This is a genomic window from Lactobacillus iners, assembly GCF_011058775.1.
In the GTDB taxonomy this organism is placed as follows: Bacteria; Bacillota; Bacilli; order Lactobacillales; family Lactobacillaceae; genus Lactobacillus; species Lactobacillus iners.
The window spans coordinates 645,291-665,010 of sequence record NZ_CP049230.1; the positions used below are offsets into that span (position 1 = coordinate 645,291).

General features: G+C 29.4%; 13 protein-coding genes and 1 other RNA gene. 3 read left to right on the forward strand and 11 right to left on the reverse strand.

The annotated features are described in order from the left end of the window. Window positions 1-16: 16 nt before the first annotated feature. The 4 genes from G6Z82_RS03270 to G6Z82_RS03285 all read right to left on the reverse strand — a co-directional run bounded on the left by G6Z82_RS03270 (window position 17) and on the right by G6Z82_RS03285 (window position 2,569). Complete coding sequence (locus G6Z82_RS03270) at window positions 17-1,141, reverse strand: THUMP domain-containing class I SAM-dependent RNA methyltransferase (protein ID WP_006729949.1); 1,125 nt, start codon at window positions 1,139-1,141, stop codon at window positions 17-19. A gap of 71 nt (window positions 1,142-1,212) precedes the next feature. Continuing rightward, window positions 1,213-1,571, reverse strand: an RNA gene (rnpB, locus tag G6Z82_RS03275) — RNase P RNA component class B. A gap of 41 nt (window positions 1,572-1,612) precedes the next feature. Continuing rightward, the gene (locus tag G6Z82_RS03280; protein WP_006729948.1) at window positions 1,613-1,954 is read right to left on the reverse strand and encodes a DivIVA domain-containing protein; all 342 of its coding nucleotides are present in this window, start codon (window positions 1,952-1,954) and stop codon (window positions 1,613-1,615) included. A gap of 75 nt (window positions 1,955-2,029) precedes the next feature. Beyond that, on the reverse strand, window positions 2,030-2,569 hold the full coding sequence (locus tag G6Z82_RS03285) for an SLOG family protein (RefSeq protein WP_164785792.1): 540 nt from the start codon (window positions 2,567-2,569) through the stop codon (window positions 2,030-2,032). Between the two features lie 72 nt (window positions 2,570-2,641). Here G6Z82_RS03285 and recU point away from each other — a divergent pair, with 72 nt between their 5' ends. Together recU and G6Z82_RS03295 are read left to right on the forward strand one after the other, a co-directional pair. Next, a complete protein-coding gene (gene recU, locus G6Z82_RS03290; protein WP_006729946.1) occupies window positions 2,642-3,232 on the forward strand; it encodes a Holliday junction resolvase RecU in 591 nt (196 codons plus the stop codon). 4 nt (window positions 3,233-3,236) lie between these two features. Then, entirely contained in the window at window positions 3,237-5,546 is a 2,310-nt protein-coding gene (locus tag G6Z82_RS03295; RefSeq protein ID WP_006737585.1) for a PBP1A family penicillin-binding protein, read from the forward strand. A 51-nt stretch (window positions 5,547-5,597) separates the two neighbouring features. On the opposite strand, the gene nth is transcribed toward G6Z82_RS03295, so the two are convergent. From nth to G6Z82_RS03330, 7 genes are all read right to left on the reverse strand, one after another. Beyond that, entirely contained in the window at window positions 5,598-6,224 is a 627-nt protein-coding gene (gene nth / locus G6Z82_RS03300; protein WP_006735097.1) for an endonuclease III, read from the reverse strand. A gap of 25 nt (window positions 6,225-6,249) precedes the next feature. Further along, complete coding sequence (locus G6Z82_RS03305; protein ID WP_006729943.1) at window positions 6,250-6,885, reverse strand: DnaD domain protein; 636 nt, start codon at window positions 6,883-6,885, stop codon at window positions 6,250-6,252. A gap of 60 nt (window positions 6,886-6,945) precedes the next feature. Then, window positions 6,946-8,244: an asparagine--tRNA ligase gene (asnS, locus tag G6Z82_RS03310; protein WP_009310280.1), complete on the reverse strand. Its 1,299-nt coding sequence runs from the start codon at window positions 8,242-8,244 to the stop codon at window positions 6,946-6,948. 73 nt (window positions 8,245-8,317) lie between these two features. Then, window positions 8,318-8,821, reverse strand: coding sequence for a DUF5590 domain-containing protein (locus G6Z82_RS03315; RefSeq protein WP_006729941.1), 504 nt, complete (start codon window positions 8,819-8,821; stop codon window positions 8,318-8,320). Continuing rightward, entirely contained in the window at window positions 8,818-11,619 is a 2,802-nt protein-coding gene (locus G6Z82_RS03320; RefSeq protein ID WP_164785793.1) for a helicase C-terminal domain-containing protein, read from the reverse strand. The genes G6Z82_RS03315 and G6Z82_RS03320 overlap by 4 nt, the downstream gene beginning before the upstream one ends. Window positions 11,620-11,642: 23 nt before the next feature. Next, entirely contained in the window at window positions 11,643-15,263 is a 3,621-nt protein-coding gene (addA, locus tag G6Z82_RS03325; protein WP_164785794.1) for a helicase-exonuclease AddAB subunit AddA, read from the reverse strand. Then, entirely contained in the window at window positions 15,256-18,729 is a 3,474-nt protein-coding gene (locus G6Z82_RS03330; RefSeq protein ID WP_164785795.1) for a PD-(D/E)XK nuclease family protein, read from the reverse strand. Before G6Z82_RS03330 ends, addA begins: the two co-directional genes overlap by 8 nt. 68 nt (window positions 18,730-18,797) lie before the next feature. Here G6Z82_RS03330 and mvk point away from each other — a divergent pair, with 68 nt between their 5' ends. After that, entirely contained in the window at window positions 18,798-19,718 is a 921-nt protein-coding gene (gene mvk / locus G6Z82_RS03335; RefSeq protein WP_164785796.1) for a mevalonate kinase, read from the forward strand. Window positions 19,719-19,720: the final 2 nt, after the last annotated feature.

Consider the following 19,720-nt stretch of genomic DNA (forward strand, 5'->3'; position numbering starts at 1 on the left):
AGATCATTTTTGCTTATCATTTTTTAGTGTGCCAATATTGATAAAAGTCAGTTCTAATATTTCCGTTGAATAGTTTTCTTTTTTTGTTAGCTACTTTACCAAAATATTTTTCAAATTCAACATCAGAAGTCAAGTAGTACTGATTGAAACTTGATAAATTACCTAATACATTGCCCATCTCTTGATATATTTTTCTAGCAGAAGTTTTATCTTTTAGTCTTTGACCATAAGGAGGATTAGCAATTATTATTCCATTAGTTAAATCTGTAGCAAAATCTTTAATTGCAACTTGTTTGAAGCGAATATCGTCTAATACTCCAGCATTATTTGCATTAACTTTAGCAATTTCTAAAATAGATTGATCTATGTCACTAGCAATAATTGGTGCGTGATTTTTGCTTATCTTTGATTTCGCATTTTCTATTTCTTGTTTGTATAAATTATTGTCTACCCAATCGAAATTATTAAAGGCAAAATTACGCCATAATCCAGGAGCAATGTTGCGTGCAATCAATGCAGCTTCAATAGCCAATGTACCAGAACCAGTAAATGGATCAATTAGTGGATGCGTTCCATTGTAAGGGGTCAATTTTAGTAACCCTGCTGCAAAATTTTCTTTTAAAGGAGCACCACCATGTTCTACGCGATAGCCTCTTTTGAACAAACTTTCTCCTGTTGTATCCAAACTTATTCTAGCTATATCTTTATTTATATAAATATCCAAATGATATAAATTACCAGTCTCTGGCAAAAAACCACGTCGATGATACTGTTGTGTCATCTTGTCAACTATAGCTTTTTTGACAATAGACTGAATGTCGGGTTCTGAATGTAGTTTACTTTTGACACTGCGTCCAGAAACAGGAAATTTGGCATCTACAGGAAGCAATTGAGCCCAATCGTAATTGAATATTTGGTCATATAAGGTTTCAAAATCCAAGGCCTTGAATTCTTTTAGCAAAATTTTAATTCTATCTGCTGTTCTTAAATTAATATTGGTCTTGATAATATCCCCTATATTGCCTTTAAAAAACACCCGTCCATTTTCGGTAGTAGTATTATAACCTAAATTTTGTAATTCTTTGGCAACTACGGCTTCAAAACCAGTGCCCATTGTTGCATATAAATCATAATTTTTCATAACTTAAATTTTACTCACTAATCATCAAATAAAAAAGTTGAGCCCAATTGTGCTCAACTCTACCAACAAGTTTCTATAAGCCACGTTCTGTTCATGTTAAAATGGTATTTTTAACAATTAGCAATCATCTATCTTCATATTAATGATTTCGTCTTTAGTTCATTTTCTTAGACGAAACGCCCCTACCAAATTTGGGTTGCCCGCTTGCAGGGTTTACCTCGTTCCACCATTTGAGTTTCCTCTAATGCTTCGTCACTGTGGCACTTTCAGGATACTAATGCATGTTCATAGAGAATTTAGCATTTTTTCCGCCGTAATTTAAACAAATCCCCCAGCTTATTGGGCTGAGTACAATCACTACAAACATCTCAGTTTGTGCGGGCGTGGACTTTCCTCAACTAACATCAGTTAATCGCGATTGCTCAAAACTTGCGTGTCCTATTATAACATACTTTATAAAAAATTTTAAAGCTAATATGTTTGATTATTCATATTAAGACGTTGTTCGAGGGCATAGACTTTTCTCTCTAAAGTTGAAATTCGCTGAATCATCGATACATTAGTCGTTTCAGTCTTGATTAAGTTTTCGTAAGGATTTTGGCGGTCTCTTAATTCAGAATTCTTAATTTCTTCTTGTAATTCTGATATTTGTTTTTGTTGATCGTCAATTATTTGGTTAAAATGCTCATAATCGGAAATAATAATATCTAAGTATGAATTAACTTCTTCTTGATCATACCCTTTTAATTTTGTACTAAATTCTTTTTTTAAAATGTCTTCTGCTGATAATTGTATATTTTGCTTGCTAGTCATAAAAATTTCCTCTCTTTACTTGTATATACTATCAAAATAATTGCTACAAATAAATATAAAGTATTTAAAATCTTACTAAGATTCAGATGCAATATCTTGTAAATCATAAAAATCAATGATATCTAAAAAATAATTTTTTTGTGTCTGATAAAATTGAATTGCTTGATAATCATAGGAAGTTTTACCTTTATGTTCTAAATCATAAATTAATAATGCACCTTCAGTATGTTTTAACATAAATTCTTGAAACTGGATAAATTGTTTAGGATTTTGGTAATTTTGCGATGATAGTTCTGTATAGAAGTCTACATTCGAACGCAAATTTGATAAATGTTCTTGCTTAGATGGAGTCCAATTATTTCCAAAATTAGTATATGGAAAAATTAAAGCAGTGTGTAGATCAGAATAAAAATTACGCAAATCATTAGCAACCTCCAGCGACCACTGTTCTACACCCAGATTAGGTCCAGCTATTACCCAATCTAAACAGCAATCTTCCAATTTCTGTTGTAAATAGTTTTTAATTGCAATTTTGATTACTTTTATTTTGGGATCATTATTATTAAAAACATTTAATTCATAACTTCGATATCCAGAAATCCATATACAGTGCATTTTTAGCTTTCTTTCTATAATATATTTTTTTGACAATTATTGGTATAATGTGCACAAGGAGGTTAAATAAATATGGTAAATTATCCTCGAGGTATTTTTTCATCAATTGAACATAGTATATCACATCAAAATAAGATTATTTTTTCTGATCGTGGAATGACTTTGGAACAGCAAATTAATGAATCAAATGAATATTATTTAAATCATAATATTGCTGTGATTCATAAAAAACCAACCCCTATCCAAATTGTTAAGGTTGATTATCCCAGAAGATCTCGTGCAGTTATCAAGGAAGCGTATTTTAGACAAGCATCTACGACAGATTATAATGGTGTATATCGTGGTTATTATTTAGATTTTGAAGCTAAGGAAACAAAAAATAGAAAATCTTTTCCGTTAAAAAATTTTCATGAACATCAAATAATTCATTTACAAAAGTGTTTAGAACAAAAAGGTATCTGTTTTGCGATCATCCGTTTTGTCACTTTAAATCGATATTTTATTACTCCTGCTAGCTACCTTATTAGAATGTGGTACAGTAATAGTAAGAAGTCACTTAGTTTGATAGATATTATAAATAATTCATATGAAATAAAAAGTGGATATAATCCTACCCTTTCTTATTTGGATGGTGTAGATAAATTTATTATAGATAGGATTTGATTTTATGTCTGAAAATAAAAATTCGTCAGAACGCAATACTAGATCAAGTAAATATCATAAAAATAAAAAGGAGAAACATCTTGGTTGGTTAGTTTTAAAACTAATTTTATTATTTGTAGTAGTAATCATTGTATCAGGAGTTGGACTTTTTGCTTATTATGCAAAGGATGCTCCAAGTATCTCTAAAGCACAGCTGCAAAGTGGTGGTACTTCCAGTTTATATACGACTGATGGTAAATTTCTATTATCTCTCGGATCAGAAAAAAGAATATATGTGGATGATAAACATATACCCCAAAAACTTAAAGATGCTGTTATTTCTGTAGAAGATAAAAGATTTTATAGTGAAGGTTTTGGTCTTGACCCAGTTAGAATAGTTGGTTCAGTCTTAGTTAATGCTAGAGCTAAAGGTGTTGCAGCTGGTGGTTCTACTATTACTCAACAATTAGTTAAGTTAAGTGTTTTTTCTACTGCAATGTCGCAAAGAACTTTGAAGCGTAAAGCACAAGAAGCTTGGCTCTCTATGAAAGTTGAGCGAGAATTTTCAAAAAAGCAAATATTAGAATTTTATATTAACAAAGTCTATATGAACTATGGAAATTATGGCATGGGTACGGCTGCAGACTTTTATTATGGCAAACCATTAAAAGACTTGAATTTAGCTCAAACGGCATTAATTGCTGGTATGCCTAATGCTCCTATTAGCTATGATCCATATGTTTATCCGAAAAAAGCAAAATATCGTCGTGATATTGTCTTATATTCCATGCTAAAAAATAAAAAGATTAGTTCTGCTCAATATAATGCTGCAGTAAAAGTACCAATTACTGATGGCTTGCTTTCGAAAAAAGATAAAGTTAACTCTAATTTGCGTAAAGTTGATGATCCATACATCAAAGAAGTAATCAATGAGGTTAAGGAAAAAGGATTTAATCCTTACAATGATAATTTAAAAATTACTATTAATATCAATCAACATATTCAACAGAAATTGTATGATCTTGCTAATAATGGAGAGGTACCTTTTACCAATGATAAAATGCAAATTGGTGCTACAATAATCGATCCAAATAATGGTCATGTAGTTGCTATTTTGGGTGGTAGAAAATTACCTGCAGTTCAATTAGGACTAAATCGAGCTGTACAAACTGCTAGATCAACAGGATCAACTATAAAGCCAGTCTTGGACTATGCTCCAGCTATTGAATATTTGAAATGGTCAACATCACATATTATTAATGATAGTAAATATATATATCCAGGTACAAAAATACAGTTATATGATTGGGATAATGTATATCAAGGAAAAATGAGTATTCGTCGTGCATTAGAGCAATCACGTAATGTTCCGGCTGTTAAAACACTCAAAAAAGTTGGTTTAGCCCGTGCATCACTTTTTGTTAGAAAAATGGGCATCAATATTCCTTCCGATTCTGGTCTTTCTGTAGGTATTGGTGCTAACGCATCAACCTTACAGATGGCTAGTGCGTATGCAGCTTTTGCTAATAATGGTCGTTATTACAAGCCTCAGTTTGTATCAAAAATAGAAACTCCTGATGGTATCACGAGAAATTATGATAGCTCAAGTACAAAAGTCATGAAAGAATCAACTGCCTATATGATTACTGATATGTTAAAAGGTGTATTGACTCGGGGCTCAGGTACAATGGCTAAGTGTGATAATATTTATGAAGCTGGTAAAACGGGAACTGTTAAATATTCCGATGAAGATTTAGTTAAATTCCCATCTTATGCACATACTCCTAAGGACTCATGGTTTATTGGATATACTAAGGCTTATTCTATAGGAATTTGGACAGGTTATGATAATTTGAAAGATGGAACTATTTCAGGCATTGGTGAAAATTCAGCTCAACTATTTTATAAAAAAATGATGACCTACCTTATGAAAAATAAAGCTAATAGCAATTGGAAAAAACCATCTACTGTGGTTAGATGTCGGATTGTTAATGGAACAGAACGCAAAGTTGCACCTAAGCATAGCAAAAATTATACTTGGCAATTATTTGTGAAGGGTCATGCTCCAGCACCAGATGATAATGATGATGATGATGATGTTGATAATATAGATGATTCTGATGACAAAGTTAATACTGCTGATGAAGATGCAGATAAAGATAATGACGTTAAAGATGATGATAATCAGACAGATAACAATCAAGGTGATGGTGATAAAGGTAAAAATAGTAGCAGTAATAGTGACAATAATAATTCTAATGCAACAGATAGTAGCAGTACTACTACTGATAATCATTCCGACTCTACTTCTACTAGTTCATCAGTAAATCATTAAAATAATTGCATGTAAAAATCCTACTTGTATATAAAACAAGTAGGATCTTTTTTACTTTAAAAAGTCATATGGATTTTCATTTCGATATTTAGCAGGCATTTTATATCTTCCAAAAGCAATCATAGCATGGTGTAGTTTTATCCAATCTTTTTGTGGCATTATATTTTCAAGTATTGTTTCTATTTGAGATGGCTCTGCACTCTTCGGAACAATCTTAAACTGTTTAGCTATTCGCATAACATGTGTATCGACAGCGATAGATGGTACACCAAAAGCTTCTGCTAGTACTACATTAGCAGTTTTAATACCTACACCTGGCAGAGTTAATAGTGCTTTTTTATTTTTTGGAACTATCCCCTGATATTTATTTTCAATTAAGGTAGCTGTAGCTTTAAGATGCTTTGCTTTTGTGCGATATAGACCTATATTTTTGATACAAGCCTCGATATCAGAAATATTAGCAGCTGCTAATGACTTAGAATTTGGAAATTTTTTAAATAAAATCGGTGTAACTTTATTAACCATTTTATCTGTCGTTTGAGCACTCATTAAAACTGCACAAAGTAATTGAAAAGGTGTACTCCATTTTAGTTCTCCTTTGGCATCAGGGAACAAACTAATAATTTTATATAAAATTTGCCTAGCTTCTGTAATGCTTACTAGATTATTTGAAGTCATTTTTTTAAGTTAGCTCTTTTCTATCTTAATATCTAGTTAAAAAAGCCTTTACCTGCTTAATATCCGTTAAATTATGGCGTTGCCAATTTAATAAAATACGATCAATGTATTTAAAATTATAAACCTGTGATAAAACTGATTCTCTTAAAGCTAAATTGATAATTTCAGGCTTATAATGATCAATAACTAGCCAAGATGATATTTGCTGTTTTTCTATTGGACTAAGTAACCTTCCAAATTCAATTTCAAACTGTCTGATAATATTTTGTAGTGGACTATCAGTTGTTTGGTAATCTAATTGTACAGAATCTATAGTTTGATCATATGTTGCTTTATCAACTATTGTATCTAATTTTTCATACAACATAGATAAATCGTAATAATTAGTAATACGTTTATTTTCATCTCTTTGTTGCTTTAACTCTATTAATTTTTTATCTATTAATTGCTGAATTAATTGTGATACTTGAATAGCATTAAAATTCATTCTATTAGCTATCATTTCATCACTGGGAAAGCGATTATTTTTTTGATTAAAAGATTCCAAGTGTAATAATAAAGCTAATTCTACTTCATTAATATTAAGCTTATGATAATAAAGTAGTAAGGCATTTGATACCGTAGTAAAGCCTAATTTTTGATATTTTGCAAATGAGACCAATTTATTTTCTCCTTAAAAAAGTTGAACTCATGTGAGTTCAACTTTTAATTAATATTACTATTAAGGTTCTAATCGATTAATCAAACGAGGGAATGGTATAGCTTCACGAATGTGATCTAACTTACAAATCCAACCTAAGAATCTTTCAAAACCAATACCAAATCCAGAATGTGGCACAGATCCATATTTACGTAAATCTAAGTACCATTCATAATCCTTAAGATCTAAGCCAGCTTCTTCAATCTGAGCTTTTAAAGTATCGTAATCTTCTTCACGTTCACTACCACCAATAATTTCTCCATATCCTTCTGGTGCTAAAACATCAGCACATAAGTATTCTAAAGGATTTTCAGGATTTTTCTTCATATAAAATGGCTTAATAGCTGTAGGATAATTTAAGATAAAGACAGGACGATCATATTGTTCGGAAATAAATGCTTCATCAGGTGCTCCGAAATCATCGCCCCATTTAAAGTCACGACCAGCATCTTGTAACATTTTTACAGCTTCATCATATGACAATCTTGCAAAATTACCTTCAGTAGTTGGACGTAATTTCTCAGGATCTCTACCTAAAATACTTAATTCATATTCACAATTATCTAAAATTCTCTTAGTAACAAATTTTAACAAACCTTCTTGAATTTCCAAAGATTCATCCTGATGCATCCAAGCCATTTCTGGTTCCATCATCCAAAATTCTGTTAAATGTCTACGTGTTTTAGATTCTTCTGCTCTGAATGTAGGACCAAATGTAAAAATTTTACCAAATGCATGTGCACCAACTTCGCCATATAATTGACCAGATTGTGATAAATAAGCATCTGAATTGAAATATTCGATGTGGAATAATTCGGTAGTTCCTTCAGGAGCTGAATGCATTAAAATAGGTGCATCAAACTTAATGAAACCATTATCTTCAAAGTAATCTACAATTGCCTTGAATGCAACATTTCTAATTTTCATAATAGCAAAAGGTCTCTTAGATCTTAACCATAGATGTCTATGGTCTAATAAGAAATCAATACCGTGTTCCTTATTGCCTATTGGATAACCATCATTATTGGTTACAACTTGAAAATCTGAAATTTGCAATTCATAACCAAAATGTGATCGCTCATCTTTATTGATTGTCCCTGTTACATATAAACTTGCTTCTTGACGTAAGTTTTTAGCTTGTTCAAATAATTCTTCTGAAACATTTTTCTTTAACAATACTGCTTGAAAAAATGCTGTACCATCTCTAAATTGTAAGAACATTATCTTACCACTTGATCTTTTATCTGTAAGCCAAACATGCATCTTGACCTCTTGATCTACATATTTTGGCGCATCTTTAATCGAAATTAATTTTGTCATCATTAACCAACCTTTTTGAATATACTATAACTATTATACTTAAAATATTAATTAAAGTTAAGAAAAATATCGTTTATATATTATCAACGAAAAAAATTTCCTTACCAGTCTTAAAGCTATATATTGCATAGCCATAATTACCATTATTTTTTTTATATGATATTTCCCAAACTGGTAAGTCCTTATACCAGCCAAAGTTTATTTTATATGTATTTTGATTAGGATGTAAATACTCAAATAATGAAGATATTTTTGCTTTATTCATCCCCTCTTTTGCTGAATAATAATATGCTTTCTTTTTCGATGGAATATATACAAAATAATAGCGATGATTATGTTTATCTCTACCCGATACGCTATCGCTAGTAATATCTCTACTTAAATGATAAACTTCATCTATTTTAGTAATCGGTGTTTTATTTAATGCTATTTTAATAGCATTTTGGGCAGCTTTTCGCTTAGAATGTCCACTAATAAAAAAGAATAAGCATGTTATTAAACTAATTAATAACAATGTACTGATGCATATAATAATTGCTTTTTTAATTTTAAATTTAATATCGATTTTATTTATCATTTATCTTTGCTCAAAGCCTTCTGTAAATCTTTAAATGTCTTGTATTCTACAGTAACTGGTACGTTTTCTACAAATTTTATTCCATAATTTTTTAACCATAAACGTTGATCCAATATAACTAAAGTGCCTTTGTCATACTCATTTCTGATTAATCTGCCACACCCCTGTTTAAATCTGATAATAGCTCGTGGTAAAGTACTATTTTCGAAAATCTGAGAAGGTGTCATGATATTTCTTAATTTTTGCTCACGTAATTTTATATCGGCCTGATCAGGAGATTCGAAAGGCAATTTAGTAACAACCACTAGATTGATATTACAATTTTTGAAATCTATCCCTTCCCAAAAACTATTAGCACCCAAAAGAATGGAACGTTTGGCAATAGAAAATCGTTTGGCTAGTCTTTCATTAGATCCTGTTAATCCTTGTGCTAAAATTTCAAAATCTTTAAGTTCATTGGCTGTTTGGATTTGCAAAAATACTTCTTTGATTGTATCTAAATTAGTAAATAATACAAGGATATGATCCATTTTTTGAACTGAGTGCGTAATAAATTTAGCGATAAAATCAGTAAATTCCGCTGAATTTGGATCACTAGCTACTTGCGAATCTTTTAATCCGATAATATTTAACCTCTTGCTAAAATCAAAAGTATTCTTTGCTAAATAAGAATTAGTATCATTTGCTAAAAATAGGTCTTGTTTAATGTAATCAAAATTATTATTTTGAGACATCGTAGCAGATATAAATAGCTTCTTTGTAAAATAAGAATACAATAAGCTGATTTCAGATACTGAATTAACCATTAACCAGTTGATATTAGTAGTTAATGGATCATTTATATTGCTAATTTGTAAAACATAGCCTTCTTCTTCCAAAGATAGTTTCGTATTTAATTGATCAAGTAATATATATATTTGTTCAGAATAATAGTCAAAGCGGTCAATTGATTCTTGTAATTCTAAAATATTTGCTTCATCAGTATTTACAATATTATTTTCTTGTTCATATAACAAAAATAATATTTCATTAGTATTTTTTCTAACCACTTCTATTTTGTTTTGCAATAAATTAAATAACTGTTTAAATGTTGCTACATCTGAAAATAACTCACTACCATTAAATATCACATCTACCCGATTATTACCTTTATCTACTCTAGATTGGCTGTAAGCTATCCTAGCAAATAATTCGGTCTGTATTTGATTGATTTGATGGATTAAATCAACAATTGCATATTTAAGATTTTCTAAATAAATGTTATATCGTGAATCATTGCTAAAACGATTATCAATACAATTTTTATCATAAAATAAAATATTTTGCAGATGGGTACATGCACCCCAAAAAGATTCGAATTGGAGGCTATTGCTACGAGAATTGTTAAAATTATCAATAAATCTGTGTGCTTCATCAATTACCAAAAAAGGATTTTGTCCCCAGATTGAATCACTGTAATTATTGGCCAAATATGCATGATTAGTCACTAAAATATCAGCTTGTTCTTGTTTAGAACGTACCAGATTCCAAAAATCGTAATCAGAAAAAGTGGTACCTACTCTTGCATCCCCAGGGTGTGTAATTTGCTTAAATATTTGAGCATCATAATTAGTTAATTGTAATTCATCTAAATCACCAGTTTCAGTGCTAGTTAGCCAAACTAATATTGACATTTGTAATATTAATGTCTGTCTATCACTACTTGTTTGATAAATAGAATTGAAAAAACCATCTAAATCTAAATAGTGTCTACTAGACTTCACTTCTTCAGCGTTCAAATCTAAATTTGTGATCTTTAGTAGTTGCTTAATTTCTTGCGAAATCAGTTGTCTTTGTAAGATTTTAGTTGGAACAGCAATTACTAACTTTCGACTTGAATATAGATTATATGCAAAGGCCATTAAATACGCAAAAGTTTTTCCACTACCACTAGGAGCTTCTACTATCAAGTTATTTTCACTATCATTGATAACGAATTCATGTATTCGATTAATTAGAGAAACTTGACCTCTCCTAAATTTGATGAAATGTTTAAATAGTTTTCTTTTTTCAAGATCACTTTTAGGAAATGCTATATTTTTAACTTTTTCTTTTCCTAAAATCTTATCTTGTTTTTTAATTACGATATTTTTTATTTGGATAAGGTCATTATTTAATGGTCGCTTTTCTTGACGAGCATAAGTACTAACTTGTGAAAATATATAATATGTGTTTCTCAATAATCCTCTTGACATAGAAGTCAATGAATTCAAAGTTGCAGTGGGCAACATTTCTATTTTATCAATTATCTTTAATAGCATTTTGGCTGTTACTAGTGCATCAGAATCAGCTCTATGTGGATTAGCATGTTTAATATGTAAAGTATTAGTTATATCTTGCAACTTATAGGATGGTATTGTTGGAAAAGCAATTTGTGCTAATTCAACTGTATCAATAGCTTTTCCAGCAAATGGTGATAAGCCTGCGTTTATTAGTTCATAATTTAGAAAAGGTAAGTCAAAGTTAATATTGTGAGCTACAAAGATTGTATTTTCCAATATTTCTTGAATTTTTTTTGCATAAAAAGAAAATGTCTGTGCTTTAGATGCTTCTTGGTTACTAATACCAGTTAAATTTTCTACAGCTCGGGGAATGGTCTTTTCAGGATTTATTAAAAAAGAATATGTTTTTGTTATTTTTCTATCTTTAATAATCGCACACCCAAATTGAATAATTCGATCGTGTTGTTTAATTTGAGTGCCAGTAGTTTCAAGATCCACTACAGCAAAAACATCATGTTCGAATGCTCTACTCACCATTATATCCATTCCTCCCTAAAGACTTAATCAACTTTCACTATTTTGTTTATACTTAATAAAATCAAATATTTCGCTTTAACTTTTTTATCTGATAAATTGTTTAATGCTGAGGCATATAAACTTAATTGACCAGCATATTTTTTCTTAAGATTATTAATAGCTAGTTCCAAATTGGATCTATCTACAAAATCTGTTTTATAGTCGAATAAAATAATACCATCATCATCTATAAAATATCCATCAATCGTACCATGAACCAGTATTTTATCATTAACGTCATTAAAATTATGAAATAAATTATTAGCAGATATCAAACTAGAAAATTCTATTTCTCGATATAAATTATCGCTTTTTTCCCAAAATGCTTTAGCAAAATTTGAAGTTACGAACCAATTAATATCATGTTTAGAAAGATGAGGGATGATATCAGGATTTAATTTATTTTGTAAGACTAAATTTTCAATTAAGTCATCTACATTTGTGGGGCTATACTCTATTGTATAATCATAATACTGTAATAACAAATGCATAGCTGTTCCAATTTCAGCTCCTGTAAAATTGGCTTTCTTTAAAAATGCAGGCTGATCACTTATTGGCATTAAATATTTATTTGCAGAATTAATCAATTTGGAATTATCCGATTCTTTATCATTAGGATATTCAAAGGCTTTTTTGATTTCAGAAACTGCTTGATATGATGTAGTTGTAGTAGCAGCTTGAAAAGGATAATTAAAATTATAAAGTGTTTTTACAGTAGCCAATAATTTATCACTAAGATCAGAACGAGACTGATTTGATATCTGAACACTTGCTTGTGACTTTAATTGCATAACTTGGATATAGTGTACTTTATCTTCTTTATCAAGTTCCCTATCAATATCGCTTAAACATAAAGTATTAACTTGATTAGCAAATAATTCAGGTCCTAAAAATGACATAGGTGATATAGCATTACTTTTATCAATAAAAGGTAGCTGGTTATGAGCATCTAATTTATTTTGAAAATCAGGTATTATATTTTCATTAGCCATTGTAGATACCATAATTAACTTTTGTTTAGCACGGGTCAATCCGACGTATAAAATTCGAATTTCTTCTTCTAAATTCTGCAATTTCTTTTCAAAATTACAGTAGCTCTTAACTAAGGAATCAATTCTATAATCTGCTGTAGTTATAGTTAATCCTAAGCCACTTTTAGTTGTAATTACGTAATTATTAGTGGTATCTGCTTGTTGATATTTATGATTGAGACCTATTAAAAATACAATTGGAAATTCCAAACCTTTTGATCCATGTATCGTCATCAATTTAATGGCATCTTGAGCATCTTTGCTTGATAAAGGTTGCGAAAAATCGTATTTATTTTTTTGCATTCTTTTAATGAAATTAATAAATTGGTATAAACCTTTAAAGCCTGATGTTTCAAAGGCTTGTGCCCTTTCATAAAGTGATTCCAAATTAACCCGACGTTGTGGCCCATTTACCATCCCAGAAACTAGTTCGATAATATGTGTATTTTGAAAAATATCGCATATTAATTCAGAAATTCTATGATCAATCGAAAAATTTCTAAAGTGTGATAGTTCATTGATAAAATTGTTGCACTTAATGCTTAATTCATCATCAGAGGTTTGAATATAATTAATAATAGCATCATAAAAAGAAGTTGATCGTGAGGCAATTCTGATTTTTGCAAATTCAGGCTCTGTAAAACCATATAGTGGTGATCGCATCACAGAAACTAATGGTATATCTTGCTGAGGGTTATCAATTATTTTTAGATAGTTAGTAATTATAACCAATTCAAACGCTTTAAAATAATTCTGAATATCACTAACAAACAGTGGTAATTTAGCATTGGCAAAAGCTTGAAAGAGCTTCAAATTTTCACTCTTAGTCCTTGTTAATATAGCTATATCAGAAAATTTGATTGATCGCTTTAATTTGGAATGGACATCATATACTTGATAATCATCTTTAAATAATTTTTTGATTCTAGTAATTACTAAATTTATTTCATCAAGATCATTAACTTCTTCCTCCTCATCAGCAATTGATGGTTTATCATCATTTGAAGTTGAAAAAATAAATTCTGTAGATGTTCCCAAATCATCAGGATAATATGTAGCACCATATTGTAGGCGACCTTCTTTTTGGTAATTGATTCCACCAAAGTTCTCAGTCAGTAATGCATCAAAAATATTATTAACTATTTGTGTAACATTTTTACTTGAGCGAAAATTGTCAGACAAAATGATACGTTCACTTTGTACTTCATTGCTAAATTGATGATATTTTTGCAAAAACAAATGAGGTTGAGCTTGTCTAAATCCATAAATAGATTGCTTTACATCCCCTACCATAAATAAATTGTTTTTACCTTTTTCTTTGATAACTTGAATAATTTGCTCTTGTAATTCGTTAACATCCTGGTATTCATCAACGAGAATTTCTGAAAATTTATTTTGGTAATAACTTCGTGCTAAATCTGAATTATTTGAATTAGAAGTTAAAATTTTATACGCGAATTGTTCCATATCATTGAAATCAATGATATTATTGTTTCGCTTTAATTTGCCAAATTCATTAATAAATGTAAGTTCTACTTTAGAAATGGTCTTAACTAATTTTTGAGCTTTTGCTAAAAGTTCTAGTTGTTCTTTTTCATCCGTTATAAAAAAACTAGCAAAGAGTTTTTTTAATTGATCTTGACACTTAGCTTTGAATTCAGAAATTTCTTGATATAAATTTGTAGATGATTCATCCCAGTTAGAGCTTCGTCTTAAACGACCTACGAAATTACAATTACTAAACCTTGATCTAATTTCATCATAATTTAAATTTTGCTCAATACCTGCAAGCAAATAGTTAAGTGATTTCATGAACAGATTTAATTGCTCGATTAACTTATTCAAATCACTAAAATTATGTTCCGCCTTAGTTATGTACTGGCTAATTTTATTGATAATATTTTGCAAATTTGTCAAAAGCAATGGCTTAATTTTTTCTTGCCACAAGTTGGAAGAAATAATGTCATTTTTATTGATATCTATTTGATAGAAAAAATCTAATCTCTTTAAAAATGCTTCATAGTTTGGTTGAGCTAAGGTGACATAATATAGTTCTAAGAGCATTGATCTTGCCGCCTCAACTTCTCTATCTCCTGCAAAGTTATTATAAAAATCTATGAATTCTTGATCCTTATTTTCAAAAAAATATTTTTCTGTATTCAATAAAGCCTTTTCTTTTAGTAAGGATAATTGCGTATCATCGGTCATTATTGAAAAATTAGGATCTAAATTAATTACATAATAAAATTTACGTATTACTTCTAGGCAAAAAGAATCTATAGTCGAAATATTTGCAATATCTACTTTGGCTAATTGTTGTTTTAAGAACAAATTATCTGGTTGTTCTTTAATTTTATTTTTGATAGCATTTTTTATTCTCAATTTCATTTCACTAGCCGCAGCTTTAGTAAATGTAATGATTAATAAGTTTTCTATAGATTGATGGTGTAATATTTTTTCAATTACTCGTTCAACTAGAACTGTAGTCTTACCTGATCCTGCTGATGCTGATACCAAAATATCGATATTACTGTCATAAATGGCTTTTTCTTGTTCTTTTGTAAAACTAGTCATTAGTTTTATTCCTTTCTATCTCATCAACGATCTCACTGATAATTGTTTTTTTATCCGCCTTTAAAATATGATGGTAATTATTTTCTGGTAACATATCATCAAAAAAGTAAATATCATTATAGTCAGAAAAAGTTAGAGGAGTCGTATCCGCATATTTGTACGGATTTAATTTGATATCACCATTTAAAATAGATTTGGCCGCATTAATAATTAATAATTTATTGTATTGTTCTAGTAAACTGAAATCATTTCGACTGATACCATTCGCAGAAATTAGATTATTGTCTTTGTTGATTCTTAAATTCGAATATAATTTGGAATATGTGGATGGTGTATTTAAATTAGCATCAATTTGACTAATATTAAGATCATCATCCAAAATAAATAAACCATTATATTTGAGCTTATTAACTGATTCATCAGGTGTCCGTTTGGTAACAAATGAGCTGGAAATATTTGCTTTATTATTTAGATGTTCAACTTTTTGGGTCATCGTTTGATAAAATGCACCAAATATATTAACTGGATTAGTTGAGAAAATATGACTATTATCCTGCAAAACTGATAAATATGACAACATTTGCATCGAAATTCCGTTCTTAAATAAATTAAAATCGAATTTCTTAGCAGATGATTTATAGTCAATCAATTGTAAGATTTCATTATCACAATCTTTTAAAAGATCTACTCGATCTATTTTTCCTCTAAGGCTTATATGATGTGTTTTCTGTTGTTTGTCTATAAATTGGTATGATAATCCTGCAATATACTCCTTATTTCCAAAACTTAATTCAGAATATAATGGGGAAAATTTAGTTTGAAACATATTTTGATGCCAATAATTGACAACTTTTTTTGTTGTCCTATCTAAGCACTTAAATAAAAATTCATTAAAGGGATCACCTAATAATTCTCTATAAGATCCTTTTGTTTTTAATTTATCCTGAATATTAGCTAAAATGACAGATATTTTTTCTTTAGTGAGCTCTGCAAAATCCAACTTATGCTGCTTTAGATATTTAACTAATCTATCCATGGTTTCATGGTAATAGTTACCTGATTGGATATTTGTTAATTCATTTTCAAAACGTTTATGTAAATGTAGACCGTAAGTTAAAAAATATTCATATGAATTAGCATAAAATGTCTCTAATTGAGAAATGGAAATATTGATATTATTGCCATATAGTTCTTGTGCTAACGCTGGAGTTAAGTTAACAGGCTTATTTTTAAATGAACTTGCTTGAATGACATTGTCAAATAAAAGAGCTTGATTAGATGGTGTCAAAGCTAGCAAGTTACTAATATCATCATTAGTTTTATTTTTTAAATAAACTATATACCCTAAACTAGCTTGAGGCGTAGTAATGAATGATAATAACTGTTGTTGATTTTCAGGTAAATCATGTTGTACATATTCTGTCAGATTAAGTGTATTTTTAATATCTTGGTAAAAAATCGAAGCTTCCATTTTTTCATTGGATACATTGATAATTGGGTACGATATATATACACCATCACTAGCTAAACTTAATACATCACCAAATTGATAAGTTTGATCTAAATTGTTTACTTCTTGATTATTCTCAATATACTGTTGCTCATCATCTATGGAATTATTAAGTTCATTAATATTTTCTATATTTAAAAATCCAGGTTTATTTTGAATTTTAGGTAATGAATTATTTACAGCTCCAATAATAAAGACTTGCTTGAATGAATTATTTTGCACCATTCCAATTTCTGAAACTGTTACTGCATCCAAAACTGATGGTATTTGAGAAAAGTTAGCTTCACTAAATCCTGAAATAAGAATATCAAAAAAATTCTCAGTATTAAATTCTTCTGCAATCAAAACGTAGTCTTTCAATAGTTTGTTCAAAAGTGCCCAGATTTGTTCAGGCTGTTGAGCAAGTTGCAAATCTCCGTTGTTAATAGCAGTATCACGCCATTTTTCGAGTTTTTTATTTATTTGGTTCTTTAATAAAAAATCCCAAAATAATGTCACAGCTTCTTGTACATTGGTCAGTTTATGTAATTGAGTAATCAAATCATCTATATTTTCAATGATGAATTGTCTTAATTTATCTAACTTTTCAACTTTTTCATTGATTTGGTCTAAATGACTGATATTATTGTCAACAAAGTCATAAAAACTCTTTTTCCATAATTGATGGTTGATATTATGAGCTAAAACAAAATTTTCTAATAAATCAACATCAGCTATAAATTTTATATCATCTGTATACCATTCTGGAATTAATAGTCTTGTCTTCAATATGGTTATTATATCTTGTGTTTTAAATCCCATATCATTAATATCAGCAATATTTTCAATCAAAACCACTAAGGGATGAAATTTCATTTGCTTTTGTAAGTCATTAAACATTGAAATATTGTTTTGGCTAAAAATTGGCGTTAAATATGTTTCATATTCACTTAAATTAGGAGCTAAAACCAAAAAATCTTTATATCGGTAATGATTAAAGACAACTTGCTGATAAATAGTCTGAGCTACAAAATTAATTTCTGCATAACGTGAATCAGCTTTAATTAAATGCACATAGTTTGTTAAATCTAATCCTTGTTGCGGAATATTTCCAGTCCAAATAGCATTGAGTTTTTCCTTATTATTTAAATTGATATTATAACCATATTCTTTAGTAGAAAATTTTAATGAGTTTACGTTAAAAAAATTAATTAACTTAGCAATAGTACTTTGAACGATGTAATCATAATCGCCTTCCATCACTTTATCATTAATTTGAGCATCCTTTGTTTTGAAAGCAAATACACTCAAGTGGGCTTTTTTAGCTATTATTTTGACAATATTTAATTCTGATAATGAAAAATATGAAAAACCGCAGAAAAAGAAATTCATATTATCAATTGACAACTTTTTGTCCAATACTGTCTTTAATATTAATTGAATACCATCTTTGGTAGTAAAATGATCACCAAGCATCTGGATAAATTCGTCATATATTATTTGTAAGTCATGTAATTTCCTACTCGTCTCTTCAGTGATTGCTTCATGACTAATAGAATTCAAATCTACATTTCCTTGATGAATTAAAATAATTGACTCATAAATTTGCTTCAAACTACCATTATTAGAATTATTGAAGAGTAGTAATTCATCTTTTTTATTTTTGACTATCTTTTCTAAAATCATTAAGCTAGTAGCATCATCAATGATTTCTGGTAAAGCTATTTTTTGATTACGCAAAAAATACCAAGCAAGTCGTGAAAAGGATAATACTTGTAAATTTGTTACTGATACGCTATCTTGCTTATTGATGTTAGCTATTTTTTTCAAAGTAGCTATTTCTGTTGTAAACTTAACATGATTTGGTACAATAACAAATGTCTTTTTGGTTTTATTATTTAGATATGTCTTTACGGCCATATTTAAAATTTCATTTTGTAAATCATATGCCTGTGTACTAGTTATTATATTTATCATATATTTAATCTCCTCATTCGGTATTTTAGCATATACTTTGATTATAGAAAGGTGAATATAGAAAAATTATGAATAAAAGAAAAGTAATAGTAAAAACTCATGGAAAAGTAATTTTAATTGGTGAACATTCTGTAGTTTATGGAAAAGATGCGATGGCTTTGCCTATTCATGCGTTAAATATTGCTACTAGCGTAGAAGCTTATCATGATGGAATTTGGATGGATACATTAAGATATCAAGGACCATATTTAACTGCACCTGCAGAGTATAATGGCTTAAAACATGTCGTCAAAAAAATACTATCCAAAATACCTACGCCCTGCTCGATCAAAATTACATATACTGGAGAAATACCGATGGAGAGAGGATTGGGATCAAGTGCTGTTGTAGCATTGGGTACTGCTAGAGCTTTAAATGAATATTTTGCACTAAAGATGACATCTAAAGAAATTACTGATATCACTAATGAAGCTGAAACTATTAATCATGGTAAGGCTTCGGGTCTGGATGCAGCTACAGTACAGTCTGATTATTTAGTGTTTTTCAACAAAAATATGGGACCAAAAGTTTTATCTGAAAAATTAGGTGCTACCCTTTTAATTATGGATACTGGTGAATTAGGTAATACTAAAGAAGCTGTATCATCTGTTAAATATCAAATAGAACACGATATTGCTAAAAAAGAAGCTATTGATAAATTAGGTTATTTAGCAGATCAAACAAAAGATTATTGGTTTAAAAAAGATGCACCAATGGTAGGAACTATCTTTAATGAAGCTCAACATATTCTTGCAAACTTTGGCCTATCTACGACTCGTATCAATAATTTATGTAACATCGCTAACCAAAATGGTGCATATGGTTGTAAATTATCAGGTGGCGGTTTAGGAGGTATTGTGATAGCTTTATGTCCGAATAAAGAAGTTGCATCTAGTATTGCTCAACTTGCTATAAATAATTATGAAAATTATTGGATTGAAGAAATTTAGTT

Coding starts and splice junctions, on each gene's coding strand:
- G6Z82_RS03270 (WP_006729949.1), bottom strand. CDS start 1,141: ATGAAAAATTATGATTTATATGCAACAATGGGCACTGGTTTTGAAGCC.
- G6Z82_RS03280 (WP_006729948.1), bottom strand. CDS start 1,954: ATGACTAGCAAGCAAAATATACAATTATCAGCAGAAGACATTTTAAAA.
- G6Z82_RS03285 (WP_164785792.1), bottom strand. CDS start 2,569: ATGCACTGTATATGGATTTCTGGATATCGAAGTTATGAATTAAATGTT.
- recU (WP_006729946.1), top strand. CDS start 2,642: ATGGTAAATTATCCTCGAGGTATTTTTTCATCAATTGAACATAGTATA.
- G6Z82_RS03295 (WP_006737585.1), top strand. CDS start 3,237: ATGTCTGAAAATAAAAATTCGTCAGAACGCAATACTAGATCAAGTAAA.
- nth (WP_006735097.1), bottom strand. CDS start 6,224: ATGACTTCAAATAATCTAGTAAGCATTACAGAAGCTAGGCAAATTTTA.
- asnS (WP_009310280.1), bottom strand. CDS start 8,244: ATGACAAAATTAATTTCGATTAAAGATGCGCCAAAATATGTAGATCAA.
- G6Z82_RS03315 (WP_006729941.1), bottom strand. CDS start 8,821: ATGATAAATAAAATCGATATTAAATTTAAAATTAAAAAAGCAATTATT.
- G6Z82_RS03320 (WP_164785793.1), bottom strand. CDS start 11,619: ATGGTGAGTAGAGCATTCGAACATGATGTTTTTGCTGTAGTGGATCTT.
- addA (WP_164785794.1), bottom strand. CDS start 15,263: ATGACTAGTTTTACAAAAGAACAAGAAAAAGCCATTTATGACAGTAAT.
- G6Z82_RS03330 (WP_164785795.1), bottom strand. CDS start 18,729: ATGATAAATATAATAACTAGTACACAGGCATATGATTTACAAAATGAA.
- mvk (WP_164785796.1), top strand. CDS start 18,798: ATGAATAAAAGAAAAGTAATAGTAAAAACTCATGGAAAAGTAATTTTA.